The sequence below is a fragment of the Actinomadura sp. NPDC023710 genome (assembly GCF_040639875.1).
GTDB lineage: Bacteria > Actinomycetota > Actinomycetes > Streptosporangiales > Streptosporangiaceae > Spirillospora > Spirillospora citrea.
The window spans coordinates 223,286-240,540 of the sequence record NZ_JBFAGB010000004.1 but is presented as its reverse complement, the minus strand read 5'-3'; the positions used below and the strand labels follow the sequence as shown (position 1 = coordinate 240,540).

Sequence of the window (17,255 nt, the reverse complement as noted above, 5' to 3'; positions counted from 1 at the left end):
CCGCCTCACCCGTCCCCGCGCCGCTCGGCGCGGGGACACCTTTTTCAGGAGCGGCCCAGGGCTCGGTACTCCCAGCCCGCCGCGCGCCAGCGGGCGGCGTCGAGCGCGTGGCGCCCGTCCACGACCCGTTTGTGCCGGACCACCCCGGCCAGCGCCTCCGGCTCGACCTCCCGGAAGTCCGACCACTCGGTCAGCAGGACGACGACGTCGGCCTCCCGCGCCACGTCGAACGCGCTCTCGCCGTAGGTCAGCTCGGGGAACGCACTGCGGGCGTTGTCGAGGGCCACCGGATCGTAGACGCGCACGTCCCCGCCGAGACCGTGGATGGTGCGCGCCACGTCCAGCGCGGGCGCGTCCCGGATGTCGTCGGAGTTGGGCTTGAACGCGGCGCCCCACGCGGCGACGCGCTTGCCGGCGAGGTCGCCGCCGAGCAGATCCCGGACGAGGTCGACGGTGCGGGCCCGGCGACGCCGGTTGATGTCGTCCACCTCGCGCAGGAACGACACGGCCTGGCCGACGCCGATCTCCTCCGCGCGGTGCGCGAACGCCCGGATGTCCTTGGGCAGGCAGCCCCCGCCGAACCCCAGGCCCGGCCGCAGGAACTTGCCGCCGATGCGGTCGTCCAGCGCCAGCGAGTCGGCGAGGTCCTTGACGTCGGCGCCGACCGCCTCGCAGACCTCGGCCATCGCGTTGATGTAGGAGATCTTCGTGGCGAGGAAGGAGTTCGCCGCGACCTTGACCAGCTCGGCGGTCGCGAGGTCCGTGCGGATCACGGGGGTGCCGAGGTCGAGGACGGGCCTGAACGCCGCCCGCAGCCGCTCGTGCGCCCAGTCGGACGTGACGCCGAACACCAGCCGGTCGGGGCGCAGCGTGTCGTCCACGGCGAAGCCCTCGCGGAGGAACTCGGGGTTCCAGGCCAGCTCGACGTCGGTCCCCGCGGGCGCCAGCTCCTGCACGAGGCCGGTGAGGCGCGCGGCCGTCCCGACCGGCACGGTGGACTTGCCGACGACCAGCGACCTGCGGCGCAGATGCGGCGCCAGGGAGCGGACGGCCGCGTCGACGTAGGTCAGGTCGGCGGCGTCCGAACCGGCCTGCTGGGGCGTCCCCACGCACACGAAGTGGACGTCCCCGAACTCTCCGGCCTCCGCGAAGGAGGTGGTGAACCGGAGCCGGCCCGAGTCGAGCGCCTTGGTGAGCAGCTCCGGCAGCCCGGGTTCGAAGATCGGGACCTCGCCCGACGCCAGCCGCTCGATCTTGCGCCGGTCGACGTCCACGCCGAGGACCTCGTACCCCAGCACGGCCATGCAGATCGCGTGCGTGGCACCGAGGTAGCCGGTCCCGATGACGGTCAGCCTCGGGGCGGCCTCCTCCTCCTGCCTCATTGCGCACCTCCTCGTGCACCGCGGTGAATTCGCGCCCGCCTGATCTTGCCACCCCTCGCGCGCGGGGCGTAGGAGGGTGCGGCTCAGGGGCTCTTCGTGACGTGGGTCACGCGGAGTTGCCGGACGTGGTATCGATGTGGCCTGCCTCCCCGGAAACCGCACGATTGGGGTGGTTGTCAGTGGTTACCAGCGGGTAGCATGATGTTGAGTTACTGACCAGTACGTAGCGGGGCCTCCGGTCACCGCCGGAACCAGACGGAGTCTCGAATGGGGCACTACAAGAGCAACCTCCGGGACCTGGAGTTCAACCTCTTCGAGGTGTTCAGGCGCCAGGACCTCCTCGGCAGCGGCCCGTACGCCGAACTGGACGAGGACACCGTGCGCAGCATCCTCGACGAGGTGAACCGGCTGGCCGAGGGCCCGCTCGCCGCCTCCTTCGAGGACGCGGACCGCAACCCGCCGGCGTTCGACCCCGCCACGGGCACGGTCACGATGCCCGAGGGTTTCAAGAAGTCGTTCAAGGCGTGGATGGACTCCGAGTGGTACCGCCTCGACCTCGCCCCCGAGTTCGGCGGCAGCGGCGCCCCGCGCTCGCTGACCTGGGCCGTGGCGGAGCAGGTGCTGGGCGCCAACCCGGCCGTCTACATGTTCGCCTCCGGCCCCGGTTTCGCGCAGATCCTCTGGCACATCGGCACGCCCGAGCAGAAGAAGTTCGCCGAGCTGGCCCTGGAGCGGCAGTGGGGCGCCACGATGGTGCTGACCGAGCCGGACGCCGGCTCCGACGTCGGCGCCGGGCGCGCCAAGGCCGTCCAGCAGCCGGACGGCACCTGGCACATCGAGGGCGTCAAGCGCTTCATCACCTCGGCCGAGCACGACATGTCCGAGAACATCTTCCACCTGGTGCTGGCCCGCCCCGAGGGCGCCGGCCCGGGCACCAAGGGCCTGTCGATGTTCCTCGTCCCGAAGTACCTGGTGGACGTGGAGACCGGTGAGCTCGGCGAGCGCAACGGCGCCTACGTGACCAACGTCGAGAAGAAGATGGGCCTCAAGGTCTCCACGACCTGCGAGCTCACCCTCGGCGAGAAGCACCCGGCGATCGGCTACCTGGTCGGCGACGTCCACCAGGGCATCCGGCAGATGTTCCTCGTCATCGAGTACGCGCGGATGATGGTCGGCACCAAGGCCATCGCCACCCTGTCGACCGGTTACCTCAACGCGCTGGAGTACGCGAAGGAGCGCGTCCAGGGTGCGGACATGACGCAGATGACGGACAAGTCCGCTCCGCGGGTGACGATCACCCACCACCCGGACGTCCGGCGCAGCCTCATGACGCAGAAGGCCTACGCCGAGGGCATGCGCGCGCTCGTGCTGCTCACCGCGTCCTACCAGGACGCCGTGCAGCTCGCCGAGTTCGAGGGCCGCAAGGACGAGACCGCCGAGAAGGTGAACGACCTCCTGCTGCCGATCGTGAAGGGCTTCGGCTCCGAGCGGGCGTACGCGCTGCTCGGCGCGGAGTCGCTGCAGACGCTCGGCGGGTCCGGGTTCCTGCAGGAGTACCCGATCGAGCAGTACATCCGCGACTCCAAGATCGACACCCTGTACGAGGGCACCACCGCGATCCAGGGCCAGGACCTGTTCTTCCGCAAGATCCTGCGGGATAGCGGCGAGGCGCTCAAGGTGCTCGTCGGGGAGATCCGGGAGTTCGCCGGCTCCGAGGCCGGCAACGGCCGGCTCAAGAACGAGCGCGCGCTCCTCGGCCGCGCCCTCGACGACGTGCAGGGCATCATCGACCCGATGGTCGGCTGGGCGCTCGGCTCGATGGAGAACCCGAAGGAGCTCTACAAGATCGGGCTCAACTCCTCGCGCCTGCTGCTCGCCCTCGGCGACCTGATCGTCGGCTGGCTGCTGTGCCGCCAGGCCGAGGTGGCGCTGAACGCGCTCGGCGGCGACGTGTCCGACTCCGACCAGGCGTTCTACACCGGCAAGGTCGCGGCCGCGCAGTTCTTCTGCCAGACCGTCCTGCCCCGCCTGGCCGCCGACCGCGCCATCACCGAGTCCACCACCCTGGACGTGATGGACCTCCCCGAAGACTTCTTCTAGCCCTCGCCACTGTGGCCCTGCCCGCCCGGGCAGGGCCACAGTGCTGCCTGGACGCCGCCGCTGAAATATTTTCGGACACGACCCGTGGAGGATGTCGAGAACGTGGTGCCGGCTCCGTCCCAGGGTCACCAGCGGCCACGACCGGCCGCGTGACGAAGGAGATCCGGCACCATGCGAAAGCTCATAGTCCAGCAGTGGGTCACCGTCGACAACATCGCCGCGGAGGAGGACGGCGGGCTCAGCTACGTGGCGGTGGAGCCCTTCTCCGACAAGTCCGATCCCGCGTTCAAGGCCGCCGTGATGGGGTTCATCGACTCGGTCGACACGATGATCCTCGGTGCGAACACCTACGCGCAGACCAAGGACTACTGGCCGAACGCCTCCGAGCAGGGCGAGTACGGCGAGAAGCTCAACAACCTCGCCAAGTTCGTCGCCTCCTCGAAGCTGGATGACGCCCCCTGGGGCGGCTTCCCCGCCGCGACCGTGACGCGCGACCCGGCCGCCACCGTCCGGGAACTCAAGGAGCAGAGCGGCAAGGACATCTGGCTGTGGGGGAGCTTGAGCCTCATGCGCTCCCTGCTGGCCGCCGGCGTCGTCGACGAAGTCCGGATGATGGTCTGCCCGGCATCACGGGGCAGGGGAACGCGCCTTTTCGAGGATCGCCAAGACCTGAACCTGATCGAGGCCGCCCCCTTCGACAACGGCATCCTGCTCCTGCGCTACGAGATCAAGGAATAGGCCCATGCGGCCGGTGTCCGAGCCAGGACACCGGCCGCCGTGCCGGTCTGGCGGCCGTTCTCACGGCTTTGGACAAGCCGTCACGCGAATGCCGTGTCCGTCATGCGTCGAGCCGCGTTCAGGAATTCCTCAAGCTGGTCAGGGGTAAGGTCCAAATCGCCGACCATACCTGACAGAAGTATGATCCTCGTGCCATTGGCGGCGTCAGCGCTGATACCGTTCTGGGCTTCTACGGGCAACTTCTCGACCGCGATCTTGATGAGTGTCTCGGCCGTCTGGGCGTCCAGGTCATCGGGGTCGCCGAGTCGGAGCCGCACCGATGTGACGAACTCGATGATCTCGGCGTCGTCCACAGGTGATCCATCGCGGACGAAGCGCCGCAGCGCCGCCTCGAAGAAGGCGGCGGTCGCCAGTGACAGGTACTGGTTGGCCGTGGCGATGTCCATCTGGGAGAGCAGTCGCCGGTGCTCGTCGATTCGTCCGGTGAGTTGAGCTCGCAGGGTGGCTATCTGGTGGTCGGTCACCGGCATCGTCTCGCCTCTTCATTTCGCTGGGTGGATCGCCTGCTGCTCGACCGGGTATGCGACAGTCGCTGCCGCGACCACTCCCCACTTGGCACTGGAAGCGTCGACTGAACCGGTATCCGGGTGAAAAAACTGCCTTATTCTAGCGAGTTCCGGTTGCCCGGGTGTGCCGAGACTCCCGCCGTTCGGACCCGAGATCGTCCCGAACCTCTGCAACCGACTCGGGCTCCTCGGCGGTGCCGTGTACCGGCTGGACGAGCGGCTCCCCCGACTCGGCTTCTGTGCGAGATGGCGCGGGATGGTGGGCCTTGCGGGGGTTATGGCGGGGGGTGTCGCGGTTGACTACTGTTGCCCGGGTCCCTCGCCCGTCTCCTCTCGACCGGATGAACGATGCGTGCGCTGCCCCTCGCCGTCTCTGTTGCTGGACTGCTGGTCGTCGCCGGATGTGCCGATGCCGACCGGGCTGAGAAGGTCGCTCCTCCGACGGTCCGTGCGGGTGGGGCCCGTCCCACCGTGGAGCCTCCGGGAGCGTTCGCCAAGGAGGGGTGGTTCGGCGGTGCGGACGGGCTGCATGCGCGCGTGGCCATCAGGGGCGTCGAGCGGCAGGCCGCCAAGTCGGTGCTGCGCTACAGCGTGACGTCGCTGGACTCGTCGGTGAAGTCGGTGCCGTTCGAGGTCGCGCTGCTGGACACGGCCGGGCGCCGGCTCTACAAGCCGACGGGCACCACCAGCGGCTCCGGCTTCGCGCCCGGCACGACCCGGGAGATGACGGCCGACTACCCGCTGATTCCGGCGACCGTTCAGAAGGTCACCGCGATCACACCCGGCACGGGCGGAGAGTTCACCGGGATCCCGGTGGTCGCCGCGTCTGGCACGCCGTCCGCGACGGCGACACCGTCCCTCTCGTCCGCGCCGCCTGGCGGGTCGGTCCCGTCGTCCCCCTCGGCGTCGTCTACCCCTTCGGTCGGGGCCGAGCCGGAGGTCGGAGCCGAGCCGTTCCTGGCGGGTGCCCCGTCCCCGATCACGACCTCCCCGTCGGGTTCGCCCTCGACGACCGTGCCGGGTGGGAACCCCGTCGACCTGTACGACATCGTCGAGGGGGAGAAGCGGACCGTCTCGTCCGGCGGATCGAGCGTTACGGTCAGCCTGCGCAGCGACGGCCTGTTCGAAAGTAATTCGGGCAAACTGTCGAGCCAGGGAAAGGCCGTCCTCGACGAGGTCGCTCAGCAGATCAAGACGAAGGCGGCGGGTGCGCTGACGTTCGAGGGACATGCCGGCGACGCGAAACTGTCCGGGGAGCGGGCCCAGGCCGTCCTGAGCGAGGTGAAGACCAAGCTCGGCGCCGGATTCACCTACACGGCCAACGGCAAGCAGGACGGTGACGGTGTCGACATCACCTACCAGCTCAAGTCGACCGCGCCGGGCTCCGGCCGGCCGGCCTCTTTCCGGGCGCAGGACGGTCAGAAGGTCGCGTCACGCACGGCTCCCTTTGGCGCCGCCAAGAGGCGCCTTGAGGTCAAGCCCTTCTACCGGGACGGTGCCTACATCGTCGCCGTGTTCGACATCGTGAACGAGGGCCCCGGGACCACGCCGCCGGACGCGTCCTATCCGAACCCGAGCTACCCGGGCGGCGTGTTCGGGGCGTTCTCGATCCAGGTGCCGGGCCAGAAGGACGTCTACCGCGCCGTTCGTGTCGGCCCTCCCACGCCAGGCCGTCCGACCAACTACGTCGACGCTGGACGGGCAGTGTTCCGTACCGCGGTCAGCGAGCCCGTTCGAGGCTTCGTCTACCTTCCCGCCCCGCCCGGCGACGTCACGTACGTGACCTTTGACGCCGGACCGTTCGGCAAGGTCGAGAAGGTTCCCGTCTCCTGAGCGTGGGGGCCGGCTCTGGGCCGGCCCCCACGGAACCGTCAGCGGCTCCAGGCGAGCATGCGGATCGGGTCTTCCAGCATGTCCCCGACGTCGCGCAGGACGCGGGAGCCCAGCTCGCCGTCCACGATGCGGTGGTCGAACGAGAGCGCCAGGGTGGTCACCTTGCGGATCGCGAGCTCGCCCTCGTGGACCCACGGCATGTCCCGGATCTGGCCGAACGCCAGGATCGCGGCCTCGCCCGGGGTGAGGATCGGGGTCCCGGAGTCCACCCCGAACACGCCGACGTTCGTGATCGTGATCGTTCCGTCGGACAGGTCGGCGGGGGACGCCTTGCCCGCGCGGGCCTTCGCCGCCAGCTCGTTCAGAGCGCGAGCGAGGCCCGGCAGGTCGAGCTCGTGCGCGTCCTTGACCTTGGGGACGATGAGGCCGCGGTCGGTGGCCGCCGCGATCCCCAGGTTCACGTAGCGCTTGACGACGATCTCTGCGCCGTCCGGGCCGTCCGCCCACGTGGAGTTCACCATCGGGTTGCGCGCTACCGCGGTGAGCAGCGCGCGCGCCACCAGCAGCAGCGGCGACACCTTCACGTCCGCGAACTCGGGCAGCTCACGGAGCCGCTTGACGGTCTCCATCGCCGGTGTCACGTCCACCTGGAGGAACTCGGTGACGTGCGGTGCGGTGAACGCCGACCCGGACATCGCCGCCGCGGTCGCCTTGCGGACGCCCTTGACGGGGATCCGCTCCTCGCGCGGGCCCGCCTGGACCGCCGCGGCGGGAGCCGTGTGAGCGTGCGACGGGGCCCCGGACTGCGCGGCGAGGACGTCCTCGCGCGTGATCGATCCCTGCGGACCCGACCCCGTGATGGACGCCAGGTCCACCCCGAGATCCCTGGCCATCTTGCGGACGGGCGGCTTGGCCAGCGGCAGCCCGTTCCCGGCAGGGCTCGGGCGGGCCGCGGGCGCCTGCGGGACGGGCGCGGGTGCGGGCACGGCCGGAGCCGCGGGCGCCGCGCCGTTGGCCGGCCTGCGGGGACGGCGCCTGGTCGTCCCCTCCTTCACGCCGTAGCCGACCAGGACGGGCGTGCGCTTCGGCGGCTCCTGCGGCGACACCATGCCCGGCTCGTTGACGGTCGGGACGCCCTCCTCGCGGAGCGCGGCCGCCTGCGCCGGGGGCTCGGACACCGGTGTCGCCACGCCGCCCTCGCCGCCGGCGTCCACCGCGATGATCGGGACCCCGACGTCCACGGTCTGCCCCTCGGTGACCATCAGTTCGGTCACCACGCCCTCGAACGGGCAGGGCAGCTCCACGATCGCCTTCGCCGTCTCGATCTCGACGATGGTCTGGTTCACCTCGACGGTGTCGCCGGGCTGGACGTGCCACTTGACGATCTCGGCCTCCGTCAGGCCCTCGCCCACATCCGGCAGTTTGAACAGTTTGGGCTGGCTCACCGGCGTCACCACGCGAAGGTCCGGTCGACCGCGTCCAGGATGCGGTCGAGGTCGGGCAGGTAATGGTCCTCGATGCGGGACGGCGGGTACGGGGTGGAGAACCCACCGACGCGTAGCACCGGCGACTCCAGCCGGTAGAAGCACTTCTCGGTGATCCGGGCGGCCAGCTCGGCGCCGTACCCGTTGAAGACCGGGGCCTCGTGGACGACGACGCAGCGTCCCGTCCGGTTCACCGAGTCGGTCACCGTGCCGATGTCGAGCGGGTTCAGCGAGCGCAGGTCGATGACCTCCAGCTCCCGCCCCTCCTCGGCGGCGGCCCCGGCGGCCTCCAGGCACGTCTTCACCGCCGGCCCGTAGGCCAGCAGCGTCGCGTGCTCGCCCGGCCGCACGACCGCGGCCCGGTGCAGCGGTGTCCAGCCGGTCGCGTCCGAGTCGGTGTCGACCTCCGCCTTGTCCCAGTAGCGGCGCTTGGGCTCGAAGAAGATCACCGGGTCGGGGGAGGCGATCGACTGCTGGATCATCGAGTAGGCGTCCAGCGGGTTCGAGCACGCCACCACGCGCAGGCCGGCGGTGTGCGTGAAGTACGCCTCGGGCGACTCGGAGTGGTGCTCCACCGCGCCGATGCCGCCGCCGCACGGGATCCGGACGACGACCGGCAGCTCCAGCGCGCCGAGCGAGCGCATCCGCATCTTCGCCAGCTGCGTGATGATCTGGTCGGCGGCGGGGAACACGAACCCGTCGAACTGGATCTCCACCACGGGACGGTAGCCGCGCAGCGCCAGCCCGATCGCCGTCCCGACGATGCCGGACTCCGCCAGCGGGGTGTCGATGACCCGCTCCTCGCCGAAGTCCTTCTGGAGGCCGTCGGTGATGCGGAAGACGCCGCCGAGCTTGCCGACGTCCTCGCCCATCACCAGGACCTTCGGATCGTCCTCCATGGCCTTGCGCAGGCCCTCGTTGAGGGCCTTGCCGAGGGTCAGGGTGCTCACTTCGCCTCCTCCTCGAACGACGCCAGGTAGGCGGCGAACTGCTCCTGCTCCTCGGTCATCAGCGGGTGCTCGTCCCCGTACACGTGGTCGAACATCGACAGCGGCTCCGGGTCGGGCAGCGCCAGGCACGCCTCACGCAGCTCCCTGGTGATCTGCTTGGCCTCGTCCTCCACCTTCTGGAAGAACCCGGCGTCCGCCAGGTCGCCGCGCACCAGATACGCCTTGACGCGCTCGATCGGGTCCTTGAGCTTCCACGCCTCCTCCTCGGCCTTGAGCCGGTAGCGCGTGGGGTCGTCGGTCGTGGTGTGGGCGCCCATCCGGTACGTGTACGCCTCCACGAGAGTGGGGCCCTGACCCGTCCTGGCGTTCTCCAGGGCCTTCCTGGTGACGGCCAGGCAAGCGAACACGTCGTTGCCGTCCACGCGGATGCCCGGGAAACCGAAACCCTGCGCACGCTTGTAGAGGGGGATCCTGGACTGCCGTTCGAGGGGCTCGGAGATGGCCCACTGGTTGTTCTGGCAGAAGAACACGATCGGCGCGTTGAAGACCGAGGCGAACACGAAGGATTCGTTCACGTCGCCCTGGGACGTCGCCCCGTCCCCGAAGTAGGCGATCGTGGCGCCCGCCGACGGGGTCCCGAGCACTCCGTCCCGCTGGATGCCCATCGCGTACCCGGTCGCGTGCAGCGTCTGGCTGCCGATCACGACGGTGTACAGGTGGAAGCCGTGCTCCTTCGGGTCCCACCCGCCGTGGTTGATGCCCCGGAACATGCCGAGCAGCTTCAGCGGCTCCACGTCCCGGCACCAGGCGACGCCGTGCTCGCGGTACGTCGGGAAGACCATGTCGTTGGCGGACGCCGCCCGCCCGGAGCCGATCTGCGCCGCCTCCTGCCCGAGCAGCGACGCCCAGAGGCCGAGCTCGCCCTGCCGGGTGAGCGCCACGGCCTCCTGGTCGATCCGCCGCACGATCACCAGGTCGCGGTAGAGGCCGCGCACGTCCTCGGCGCCGAGGTCCAGGGGGTAGTCCGGATGCTCGACCCGCTCGCCCTCGGGGGTGAGCAGCTGGACGAGTTCGGGCTCGGCGACCTTCGGGGTGTCGGGCGCGCCGCGCACGGAGTCGATCGTCATCGATGACACTCCTCGTTCGGGGCCGTCACGCGGGGTCGCCGCGTAGCCGGCCGATGCCAACGGCCCCGTCCCCGGTAAGGGACAAAAGCCGCAAGGCCATCGTGGCAGACATCACACCCTGCGATGCAAGCCCCCGCCACCGCGATGCGAGTCCCACCACCGGGGGTCCTACCCCCGGCCCTACCCCGCGACCCGGACGTGACGCACGTTTCGTCCGCCGTTCCCGGCGTCGGCCCCCGACGCCCGCTACTCCCGGGAGAGCGCGCGGGTGGCCCCGGCCGCGACCGTCAGGCCGAGGAGCAGGCCCGCGGCGACGATGAAGTTGGCGATCCACTGGTAGACGCCCTTGGGCGCGAACTCCATCTCCTGGCCGAGGCTGCCGATCGGCAGGAGGAGGTCGAGCGTGTAGAAGAACGCGTTGAAATGCGGCTTGTGGCCCTCGTCCAGGACGTCGGGCCGGTGGATCGAGAAGACGATCGTCCCGAAGGCGAGCAGGCCGATCAGCCAGCTCGCGGCGCGGAACGGGCGGTAGCCGTAGCCGACCAGCCCGTCCTGGAACCAGCCGACGATCTTCCGGGGGACGCCCTGCGTCCTGCGCCGGTCCCGTGCCTTGGCGAGCAGGACGGAGCGGCCGTCGGCGTCCAGCCCGAGGGAGCGGTAGGTCTGCGCGAGCCGCTCGTAGGGCTGCGGGGCGTAGCCGTCGGTGTCGCGGCGCAGCCACGCCAGCCGCTCGCGGGCGGTGAGCGGCGGTTCGAGGGTCTCGTACTGGAGGCCGTCGAGCTGGAGGCGCTCCGGCCAGGACGCGGCGTCGTCGCGCAGCAGGTTGATGCGCGCGTAGGACAGGTCGGCGGTCCCCTTGATCGGCTCGGCGGTGCGCATCAGCAGCTCCTCGGCCTGGAGGCGCTGCAGGCCGAGTGCCGTCCCCTCGTCGTGGAGCAGGCGGGCGTCGCGCAGGCTGAGCTGCCCGGTGACGCGGGCTCCGGAGAAGCTGACGGCGCCGACGGCGGTGAACCCGTCCGAGCAGTAGATGTCGGTCTCGACGGACAGGTCGTCGGCGTTCAGGGCGGTCCGCTTGGGGGCGGACAGGCGGGCGCCGACGAACGACAGGTAACCGCCGACGCGGGCGCCGCGCAGCCGGACCTCCCCCTCGGCGCTGAACCCGCCGTCGCAGAACACGTTCGCGGCCACGTCCAGGCGGCTGGCGTACAGGGCGGCGCCGGACGGGTTGTACAGCCGCGCGCCCCGGAAGATCAGCTGGCCGCCGACGCGGGCCCCCGGCAGCCGGACCTCGCCGTTGGCGGCGAACCCCTGATCGCAGTAGACGTTCGCCTCGACCGAGAGGCGGTCGGCGAGCATCGCGTCCCCGCCCGGGTTGGACAGGTGCACGCCCGACATGTTGAGGATGCCGGTGATGTTCGCACCGTCCAGCCACAGGCCGCCGTTGATGCGGCTGCCCTCCAGCCACAGGTGGCCGTCCACCCGCGTGCCGGAGGCGATCAGGCCGGGCAGCCGGCAGCGCATCAGGTGGACGCTGTTCATGCTCGCCCAGTACAGGTGCGGCGCCTCGTCGAAGTCGCAGCCGGTGAGCGCGAGCGGGACGTGGACCTCGGCGTGCCCGAGGTTCAGCGAGCCGGTGATGCGGGCGCCGCCGAGCCGCACGGCGGCGACCTGGCCGGGCTCGGCCTCCACCGCGCCGACGAGCAGCGCGACGAGGACCTCCGCCCTGACCATCCGGTCACGTCCCCACCGGTCGGAGCGTGTGATGTCGTCCATCGCCTGGTCGCCGGACGACAGGTCGATGGATTCGCCCTTGGGGAACGCCTCCCACAGGCGGCGCTCCACGGGCGTGAGGTCCTCGATGTTCATCGGCAGGCTCCGGGGGTGCTGATGGCTCGTGATGGGCCATGGTGCCGTACGCTTCAGGATCGTAAGCAAAAGCGCAGATCAGTGAGGGGGCGACCGTGGCGCGTGTCGTCGTGGACGTCATGCTCAAGCCGGAGATCCTCGACCCGCAGGGGCAGGCGATCGCCCGCAAGCTGCCGCAGATGGGGTTCGACGGGGTCGTGGCCGTCCGGCAGGGCAAGCGGTTCGAGGTGGAGCTGGAGGGGGACGCCGACGAGGCGGCCCTGGAGAAGGTCGGCAAGATCGCCGAGACGCTGCTGGCGAACCCGGTCATCGAGAACTACGAGGTTCACGTTCTGTAACCGTCCGGGGGCGTGGCCGATACCGGCCCGCCGCCCGCACCGGCGGTAGAACGGCGCTCGGTTTCCGGCCGCGACATGGCCCGTTCCAAATGGCGGGACCGCGACTGTGGCGGTTACGGAAGATTCCTCCGGGGAAGTGTTAGCTGCGTTGAGTCGTCGAGCACGCTCCGGGACCGGGGGCACGGTCGGGACGCCCGGAGCATGACACGAGGTGTCCGGGTGGATATGCGGTTCTCGCTCGCGCTGCCGCGCGACGCGCTGAGCATCCCGGTGGTCCGGCGGGTGACGGGCGACGCCCTGCGAGGGCTCGGCGTCGCGGAGGACTGCGTCGACGACCTGCTGGTCGCGATCTCCGAGGCCTGCACGAACGTGATCGAGCACGCCCGCGCGAACGGCGACTACGAGGTGACCGGGCACGTGGACGACGGCACCTGCCTGTTCAAGATCGTGGACTGGGGCCGCGGGCTCCGGTCCGCCCCGCCGGAACCCGAGCCGCTGAGCGAGTCGGGGCGCGGGATCAGGCTCATGCGCGCGCTGGTGGACGACCTGGACATCGACTCCGCGCCCGACCGGGGTACCGTCGTTCACCTGCGAAAGCGCCTGACCTGGAGGGACGGGGCGCTGGTACGGCGCCTAGAAAGCAACCTCATTCCCAACGCCGGGTAGATTGGGACCTGCGCGCGGGGGAATGCGACGCGCATCGGGGTTGATCGGCGGAGGAGATCCCGATCGTCTCGGCCGCACCTCATTTCGGAGGAACAGAACAGATGGACGCTGCCCGGGTTGGGATCATCACCTTCCCAGGTTCCCTTGACGACAAGGACGCCGCACGCGCGGTGCGGCTTGCCGGCGCGGAGCCGATCGCCCTCTGGCACGGCGACCGCGACCTGCGGGGGGTCGACGCCGTCGTCCTGCCCGGCGGGTTCTCCTACGGGGACTACCTGCGGGCCGGGGCGATCGCCCGGTTCGCGCCGCTGATGTCCGAGGTCGTGGCCGCCGCCGGCGACGGCCTGCCGGTCCTCGGCATCTGCAACGGGTTCCAGGTGCTGTGCGAGTCGCATCTGCTGCCCGGCGCGCTGCTCCCGAACGCGGGGCTGCACTTCGTCTGCCGCGACCAGCGGCTGCGCGTCGAGAACGGTGACACCGCCTGGACGTCCGAGTACCACGAGGGCCAGGAACTGGTGATCCCGGTGAAGAACCGGGACGGCCGCTACACCGCCGACCGGGAGACGCTGATCGAACTGGCCGACTCCGGCCGCATCGTCGCCCGCTACCTCGACCTGAACCCGAACGGCTCCCAGGACGACATCGCCGGGATCTGCAACGAGGCCGGCAACGTGGTCGGGCTCATGCCCCATCCCGAGCACGCCGTCGAGTCGCTGACCGGGCCGTCCACCGACGGCCTCGGCTTCTTCACCTCGATCGTCAAGAGACTGGTCAACGCATGAGTGAGCAACGGCCCCACGCTTCCGGAAGGGCTATGCGAGACGAGGACGAGCCCTCGATGGAGTGGCTCGGCGAGCTCAAGTCCGACGCGGACGACCCGGAGCTCCAGCCCATCAACCCTGCTGTGACGCAGGGTTTCAAGGCCATCCTCGAAGAGGACCAGCCGTCCTCCCAGCCCGGCTCCCAGGACCCGGCCCCCGAACCGGCTCCCGGGCCCTTCACCGGGCCCATCCCGGTGCTGAACGACGCGGAGCCCGCCCCGGGCCCTGCGGCGTCCCAGGGGGTGTCCGACCAGGAGTTCGCGCGCGCCCTGGAAGAGGAGCGCTCTAGCGGCGACCCCACGTCCACCGTCGCGGACCCGTCGCTCACCGTGCCCGACCTGAGCCCCTTCGCCGCGCCGCCGCCGCCCACCCGCGGCACGGGCACCGGCCCGCAGCCCACGGTCGGTCATGGCACCGGCCCGCAGCCGCCGGTCGGTCACGGCACCGGCCCGCAGCCCGCCGTGGGCACCGGCACGGGCCCGCAGCCCCCCGTAGGCCACGGCACGGGTCCCCAGCCCGCGTTCGGCACCGGCCCGCAGCCGACCGTTCGCCCGGGCACCGGCCCGCAGCCTCTCATCGACCTGAACACGGGCCCGCTGTCGCAGGGCCCCGGCACCGGCCCGCAGCCCCCCGTAGGCCCTGGGACGGGCCCTCAGCCCGCCGTGGGCACCGGTACCGGCCCCCAGCCCGCCATCGGCCGCGGCACGGGCCCGCAGCCCGCCGTGCGCCCGGGCACCGGCCCGATGCCCGCCATCGGACGGGGCACGGGTCCCCAGCCCGCGGTCGGCCTCGGCACAGGGCCCCTGCCCGCCGTCCGCCCAGGGACGGGCCCGCTGCCCAGGGTCGGCCCCGGAACGGGTCCGCTGCCCAGGGTCGGCCCGGGAACGGGTCCGCTGCCCGCGGTCGGTTCGGGCACCGGCCCCCAGCCCGCCGTCGGGCGCGGCACGGGCCCACAGCCTGCCATCGGCTCCGGGACGGGCCCCCAGCCCGCCGTAGGACGGGGAACGGGGCCGCAGCCCGCCCTCGGGCGCGGCACCGGTCCGCAGCCCGCCATCGAGGCGTCCGCGCTCTACGACCAGGGCACGGACACGGTCGCCGTCGCCGCCGCGTCCCCCGAGCGTCCGCAGCCGTACGCCGAGCTCGGGATGAACGAGGAGGAGTACCAGCGCGTCCGCAACATCCTCGGACGCCGGCCCACCTCGGCCGAGCTGGCGATCTACTCGGTCATGTGGAGCGAGCACTGCTCCTACAAGAGCTCCAAGGTGCACCTGCGCCAGTTCGGCGACAAGGCCCCGAAGACCGACAAGCTCCTCGTCGGCATGGGGGAGAACGCCGGCGTCGTCGACATCGGCCAGGGCTGGGCGGTCACCTTCAAGGTGGAGTCGCACAACCACCCGTCCTACGTCGAGCCGTACCAGGGCGCCGCGACCGGCGTCGGCGGGATCGTCCGCGACATCATGTCGATGGGGGCGCGTCCCATCGCCGTCATGGACTCGCTGCGCTTCGGCCCGGCCGACGCCGCCGACACCCAGCGCGTCCTGCCCGGCGTCGTCGCCGGCGTGGGCGGTTACGGCAACTCCCTCGGCCTGCCCAACATCGGCGGCGAGACGGTCTTCGACGCCTGCTACGAGCAGAACCCGCTCGTGAACGCCCTGTGCGTCGGCGTGATGAAGCACGACGACATCAAGCGCGCGGTGGCCCCCGGCCCCGGCAACCAGGTGATCCTGTTCGGCGCCCTGACCGGCCCGGACGGCATCGGCGGCGCGTCCGTGCTCGCCTCGGCCACCTTCGACGAGGAGTCGCACCAGAAGCGGCCGTCGGTCCAGGTGGGCGACCCGTTCATGGAGAAGCTGCTCATCGAGTGCTGCCTGGAGCTGTTCCACGAGGACCTCGTGGTCGGCATCCAGGACCTCGGCGCCGCCGGGGTGTCGTGCGCGACGACGGAGCTGGCCGCGGCCGGCACCGGCGGCATGCACGTCGACCTCGACACCGTCCCGCTCCGCGACCAGACGCTCCGCCCTGAGGAGATCCTCATGAGCGAGTCGCAGGAGCGCATGATGGCGGTGGTCGAGCCCGCCAAGGTCGAGCGCTTCATGGAGATCTGCGCGCGCTGGGAGATCCCGGCCACCGTGATCGGGACGGTCACCGACACGCGCCGGCTGGTCATGACGTGGCGGGGCGAGACGATCGTCGACATCCCGCCGGTCACGGCGGCCGACGAGGGCCCCGTCTACCACCGTCCGCTGGCGCCCCCGCACGACCTCGGCGCCCTGCAGTCCGACACCCCGGGACGGCTCACCCGCCCGTCCAACGGCGACGAGCTGCGCCGGACCGTCCTCTGGCTGGCCGGGTCCCCGAACCTCGCCGGCAAGACGTGGGTGACCTCCCAGTACGACCGGTACGTCCTGGGCAACACCGTCATGGCGATGCCCGAGAACGCCGGCGTGGTCCGCATCGACGACGAGTCGGGCCTCGGCATCGCGCTGTCCCTGGACGGCAACGGCCGCTACGCCCGGCTCGACCCGTACGCGGGCGCGCAGCTCGCGCTGTCCGAGGCGTTCCGCAACGTCGCCGCGACCGGCGCACGGCCCCTGGCCGTCACCAACTGCCTGAACTTCGGCTCCCCGGAGGACCCGGGCGTCATGTGGCAGTTCGCGCAGGCGGTCGAGGGCCTGGCGGACGGCTGCCAGTACCTCGGCATTCCGGTGACGGGCGGCAACGTCAGCTTCTACAACCAGACGGGCACCACCCCGATCAACCCGACCCCGGTCATCGGCGTCCTCGGCGTCCACGACGACGTGCGCCGCAGGGTGAACATGTCGCTGACCACCGACGGCGCCACGATCGCCCTCCTCGGCGAGACCCGCGAGGAGTTCGGCGGCTCGGAATGGGCGCACGTCGTCTACGGCCACCTGGGCGGCCTGCCGCCGCTGGTCGACCTGAAGGCCGAGGCGGCTCTGGCGTCGGTGATGGTCGCGGCCGTCCGCGACGGCCTGGTCAACGCCGTGCACGACCTCTCCGACGGCGGCCTGTCGCAGACGCTGGTGGAGTCGTGCCTGCGCGGCGGCCTCGGCGCCCGCATCACCCTGCACGGCGACCCGTTCGTCTCGCTGTTCAGCGAGTCGGTCGCCCGCGCCATGGTCGTCGTCCGCCCGGGAGCCGAGTCCCGCCTCGCGGCCCTGTGCGAGTCGGCGGGCGTCCCGGTCAGCCAGATCGGCGTGGCAGGCGGCGACAGCCTGCACGTGACGGGCCGCGGCCCCGAAGGCGACCAGCAGGAGCTGTTCAGCATCGGCCTCTCCGAGCTTCGCGAGGCCCACGAACGCATGCTCCCCACCTACGCCGACTGACTCAGGCAAAGCGAAGGGCGCCCCCACGCCGGGGGCG

Annotated in this window: 13 protein-coding genes; 7 read left to right on the top strand and 6 right to left on the bottom strand. The window is 71.1% G+C overall.

Annotated features, from left to right (window positions below; translation table 11 throughout):
* Window positions 1–44: 44 nt before the first annotated feature.
* A complete protein-coding gene (locus tag AB0H37_RS06850; RefSeq protein WP_179831818.1) occupies window positions 45–1,382 on the bottom strand; it encodes a UDP-glucose/GDP-mannose dehydrogenase family protein in 1,338 nt (445 codons plus the stop codon).
* 267 nt (window positions 1,383–1,649) lie between these two features.
* On the opposite strand from AB0H37_RS06850, the gene AB0H37_RS06845 reads away from it, so the two are divergent.
* A complete protein-coding gene (locus AB0H37_RS06845) occupies window positions 1,650–3,482 on the top strand; it encodes an acyl-CoA dehydrogenase (protein ID WP_360611802.1) in 1,833 nt (610 codons plus the stop codon).
* Between the two features lie 171 nt (window positions 3,483–3,653).
* Window positions 3,654–4,220 (top strand): dihydrofolate reductase family protein, encoded by a 567-nt coding sequence (locus AB0H37_RS06840; protein WP_360611801.1) that lies wholly within the window; start codon window positions 3,654–3,656, stop codon window positions 4,218–4,220.
* Window positions 4,221–4,300: 80 nt separating this feature from the next.
* Here AB0H37_RS06840 and AB0H37_RS06835 read toward each other — a convergent pair whose 3' ends face one another.
* Window positions 4,301–4,750, bottom strand: coding sequence for a hypothetical protein (locus tag AB0H37_RS06835; RefSeq protein WP_360611800.1), 450 nt, complete (start codon window positions 4,748–4,750; stop codon window positions 4,301–4,303).
* A gap of 507 nt (window positions 4,751–5,257) precedes the next feature.
* Here AB0H37_RS06835 and AB0H37_RS06830 point away from each other — a divergent pair.
* Entirely contained in the window at window positions 5,258–6,619 is a 1,362-nt protein-coding gene (locus AB0H37_RS06830; protein WP_360611799.1) for a hypothetical protein, read from the top strand.
* A 38-nt stretch (window positions 6,620–6,657) separates the two neighbouring features.
* Here AB0H37_RS06830 and AB0H37_RS06825 read toward each other — a convergent pair whose 3' ends face one another.
* The 4 genes from AB0H37_RS06825 to AB0H37_RS06810 form a co-directional block, all read right to left on the bottom strand.
* Complete coding sequence (locus AB0H37_RS06825; RefSeq protein WP_329096675.1) at window positions 6,658–8,064, bottom strand: dihydrolipoamide acetyltransferase family protein; 1,407 nt, start codon at window positions 8,062–8,064, stop codon at window positions 6,658–6,660.
* A gap of 5 nt (window positions 8,065–8,069) precedes the next feature.
* Window positions 8,070–9,053: an alpha-ketoacid dehydrogenase subunit beta gene (locus tag AB0H37_RS06820; RefSeq protein ID WP_179831824.1), complete on the bottom strand. Its 984-nt coding sequence runs from the start codon at window positions 9,051–9,053 to the stop codon at window positions 8,070–8,072.
* Window positions 9,050–10,180: a pyruvate dehydrogenase (acetyl-transferring) E1 component subunit alpha gene (gene pdhA, locus AB0H37_RS06815; RefSeq protein WP_329096672.1), complete on the bottom strand. Its 1,131-nt coding sequence runs from the start codon at window positions 10,178–10,180 to the stop codon at window positions 9,050–9,052. Before pdhA ends, AB0H37_RS06820 begins: the two co-directional genes overlap by 4 nt.
* A 246-nt stretch (window positions 10,181–10,426) precedes the next feature.
* Window positions 10,427–12,046, bottom strand: coding sequence for a hypothetical protein (locus AB0H37_RS06810; RefSeq protein WP_179831826.1), 1,620 nt, complete (start codon window positions 12,044–12,046; stop codon window positions 10,427–10,429).
* A 95-nt stretch (window positions 12,047–12,141) separates the two neighbouring features.
* Between AB0H37_RS06810 and purS the strand changes: the two genes are divergently transcribed.
* From purS to purL, 4 genes are all read left to right on the top strand, one after another.
* A complete protein-coding gene (gene purS / locus AB0H37_RS06805; protein ID WP_089315160.1) occupies window positions 12,142–12,384 on the top strand; it encodes a phosphoribosylformylglycinamidine synthase subunit PurS in 243 nt (80 codons plus the stop codon).
* Window positions 12,385–12,609: 225 nt separating this feature from the next.
* The gene (locus AB0H37_RS06800) at window positions 12,610–13,050 is read left to right on the top strand and encodes an ATP-binding protein (protein WP_360611833.1); all 441 of its coding nucleotides are present in this window, start codon (window positions 12,610–12,612) and stop codon (window positions 13,048–13,050) included.
* A gap of 101 nt (window positions 13,051–13,151) precedes the next feature.
* Window positions 13,152–13,832: a phosphoribosylformylglycinamidine synthase subunit PurQ gene (purQ, locus tag AB0H37_RS06795; RefSeq protein ID WP_179831828.1), complete on the top strand. Its 681-nt coding sequence runs from the start codon at window positions 13,152–13,154 to the stop codon at window positions 13,830–13,832.
* Between the two features lie 1,091 nt (window positions 13,833–14,923).
* Window positions 14,924–17,218: a phosphoribosylformylglycinamidine synthase subunit PurL gene (purL, locus tag AB0H37_RS06790; RefSeq protein ID WP_360611832.1), complete on the top strand. Its 2,295-nt coding sequence runs from the start codon at window positions 14,924–14,926 to the stop codon at window positions 17,216–17,218.
* Window positions 17,219–17,255: the final 37 nt, after the last annotated feature.

Excerpts from the sequence above, each read along its gene's own strand:
- purQ (WP_179831828.1), top strand. The coding sequence starts at position 13,152 with ATGGACGCTGCCCGGGTTGGGATCATCACCTTCCCAGGTTCCCTTGAC.
- AB0H37_RS06845 (WP_360611802.1), top strand. The coding sequence starts at position 1,650 with ATGGGGCACTACAAGAGCAACCTCCGGGACCTGGAGTTCAACCTCTTC.
- AB0H37_RS06810 (WP_179831826.1), bottom strand. The coding sequence starts at position 12,046 with ATGAACATCGAGGACCTCACGCCCGTGGAGCGCCGCCTGTGGGAGGCG.
- pdhA (WP_329096672.1), bottom strand. The coding sequence starts at position 10,180 with ATGACGATCGACTCCGTGCGCGGCGCGCCCGACACCCCGAAGGTCGCC.
- AB0H37_RS06835 (WP_360611800.1), bottom strand. The coding sequence starts at position 4,750 with ATGCCGGTGACCGACCACCAGATAGCCACCCTGCGAGCTCAACTCACC.
- AB0H37_RS06840 (WP_360611801.1), top strand. The coding sequence starts at position 3,654 with ATGCGAAAGCTCATAGTCCAGCAGTGGGTCACCGTCGACAACATCGCC.
- AB0H37_RS06800 (WP_360611833.1), top strand. The coding sequence starts at position 12,610 with ATGCGGTTCTCGCTCGCGCTGCCGCGCGACGCGCTGAGCATCCCGGTG.
- AB0H37_RS06850 (WP_179831818.1), bottom strand. The coding sequence starts at position 1,382 with ATGAGGCAGGAGGAGGAGGCCGCCCCGAGGCTGACCGTCATCGGGACC.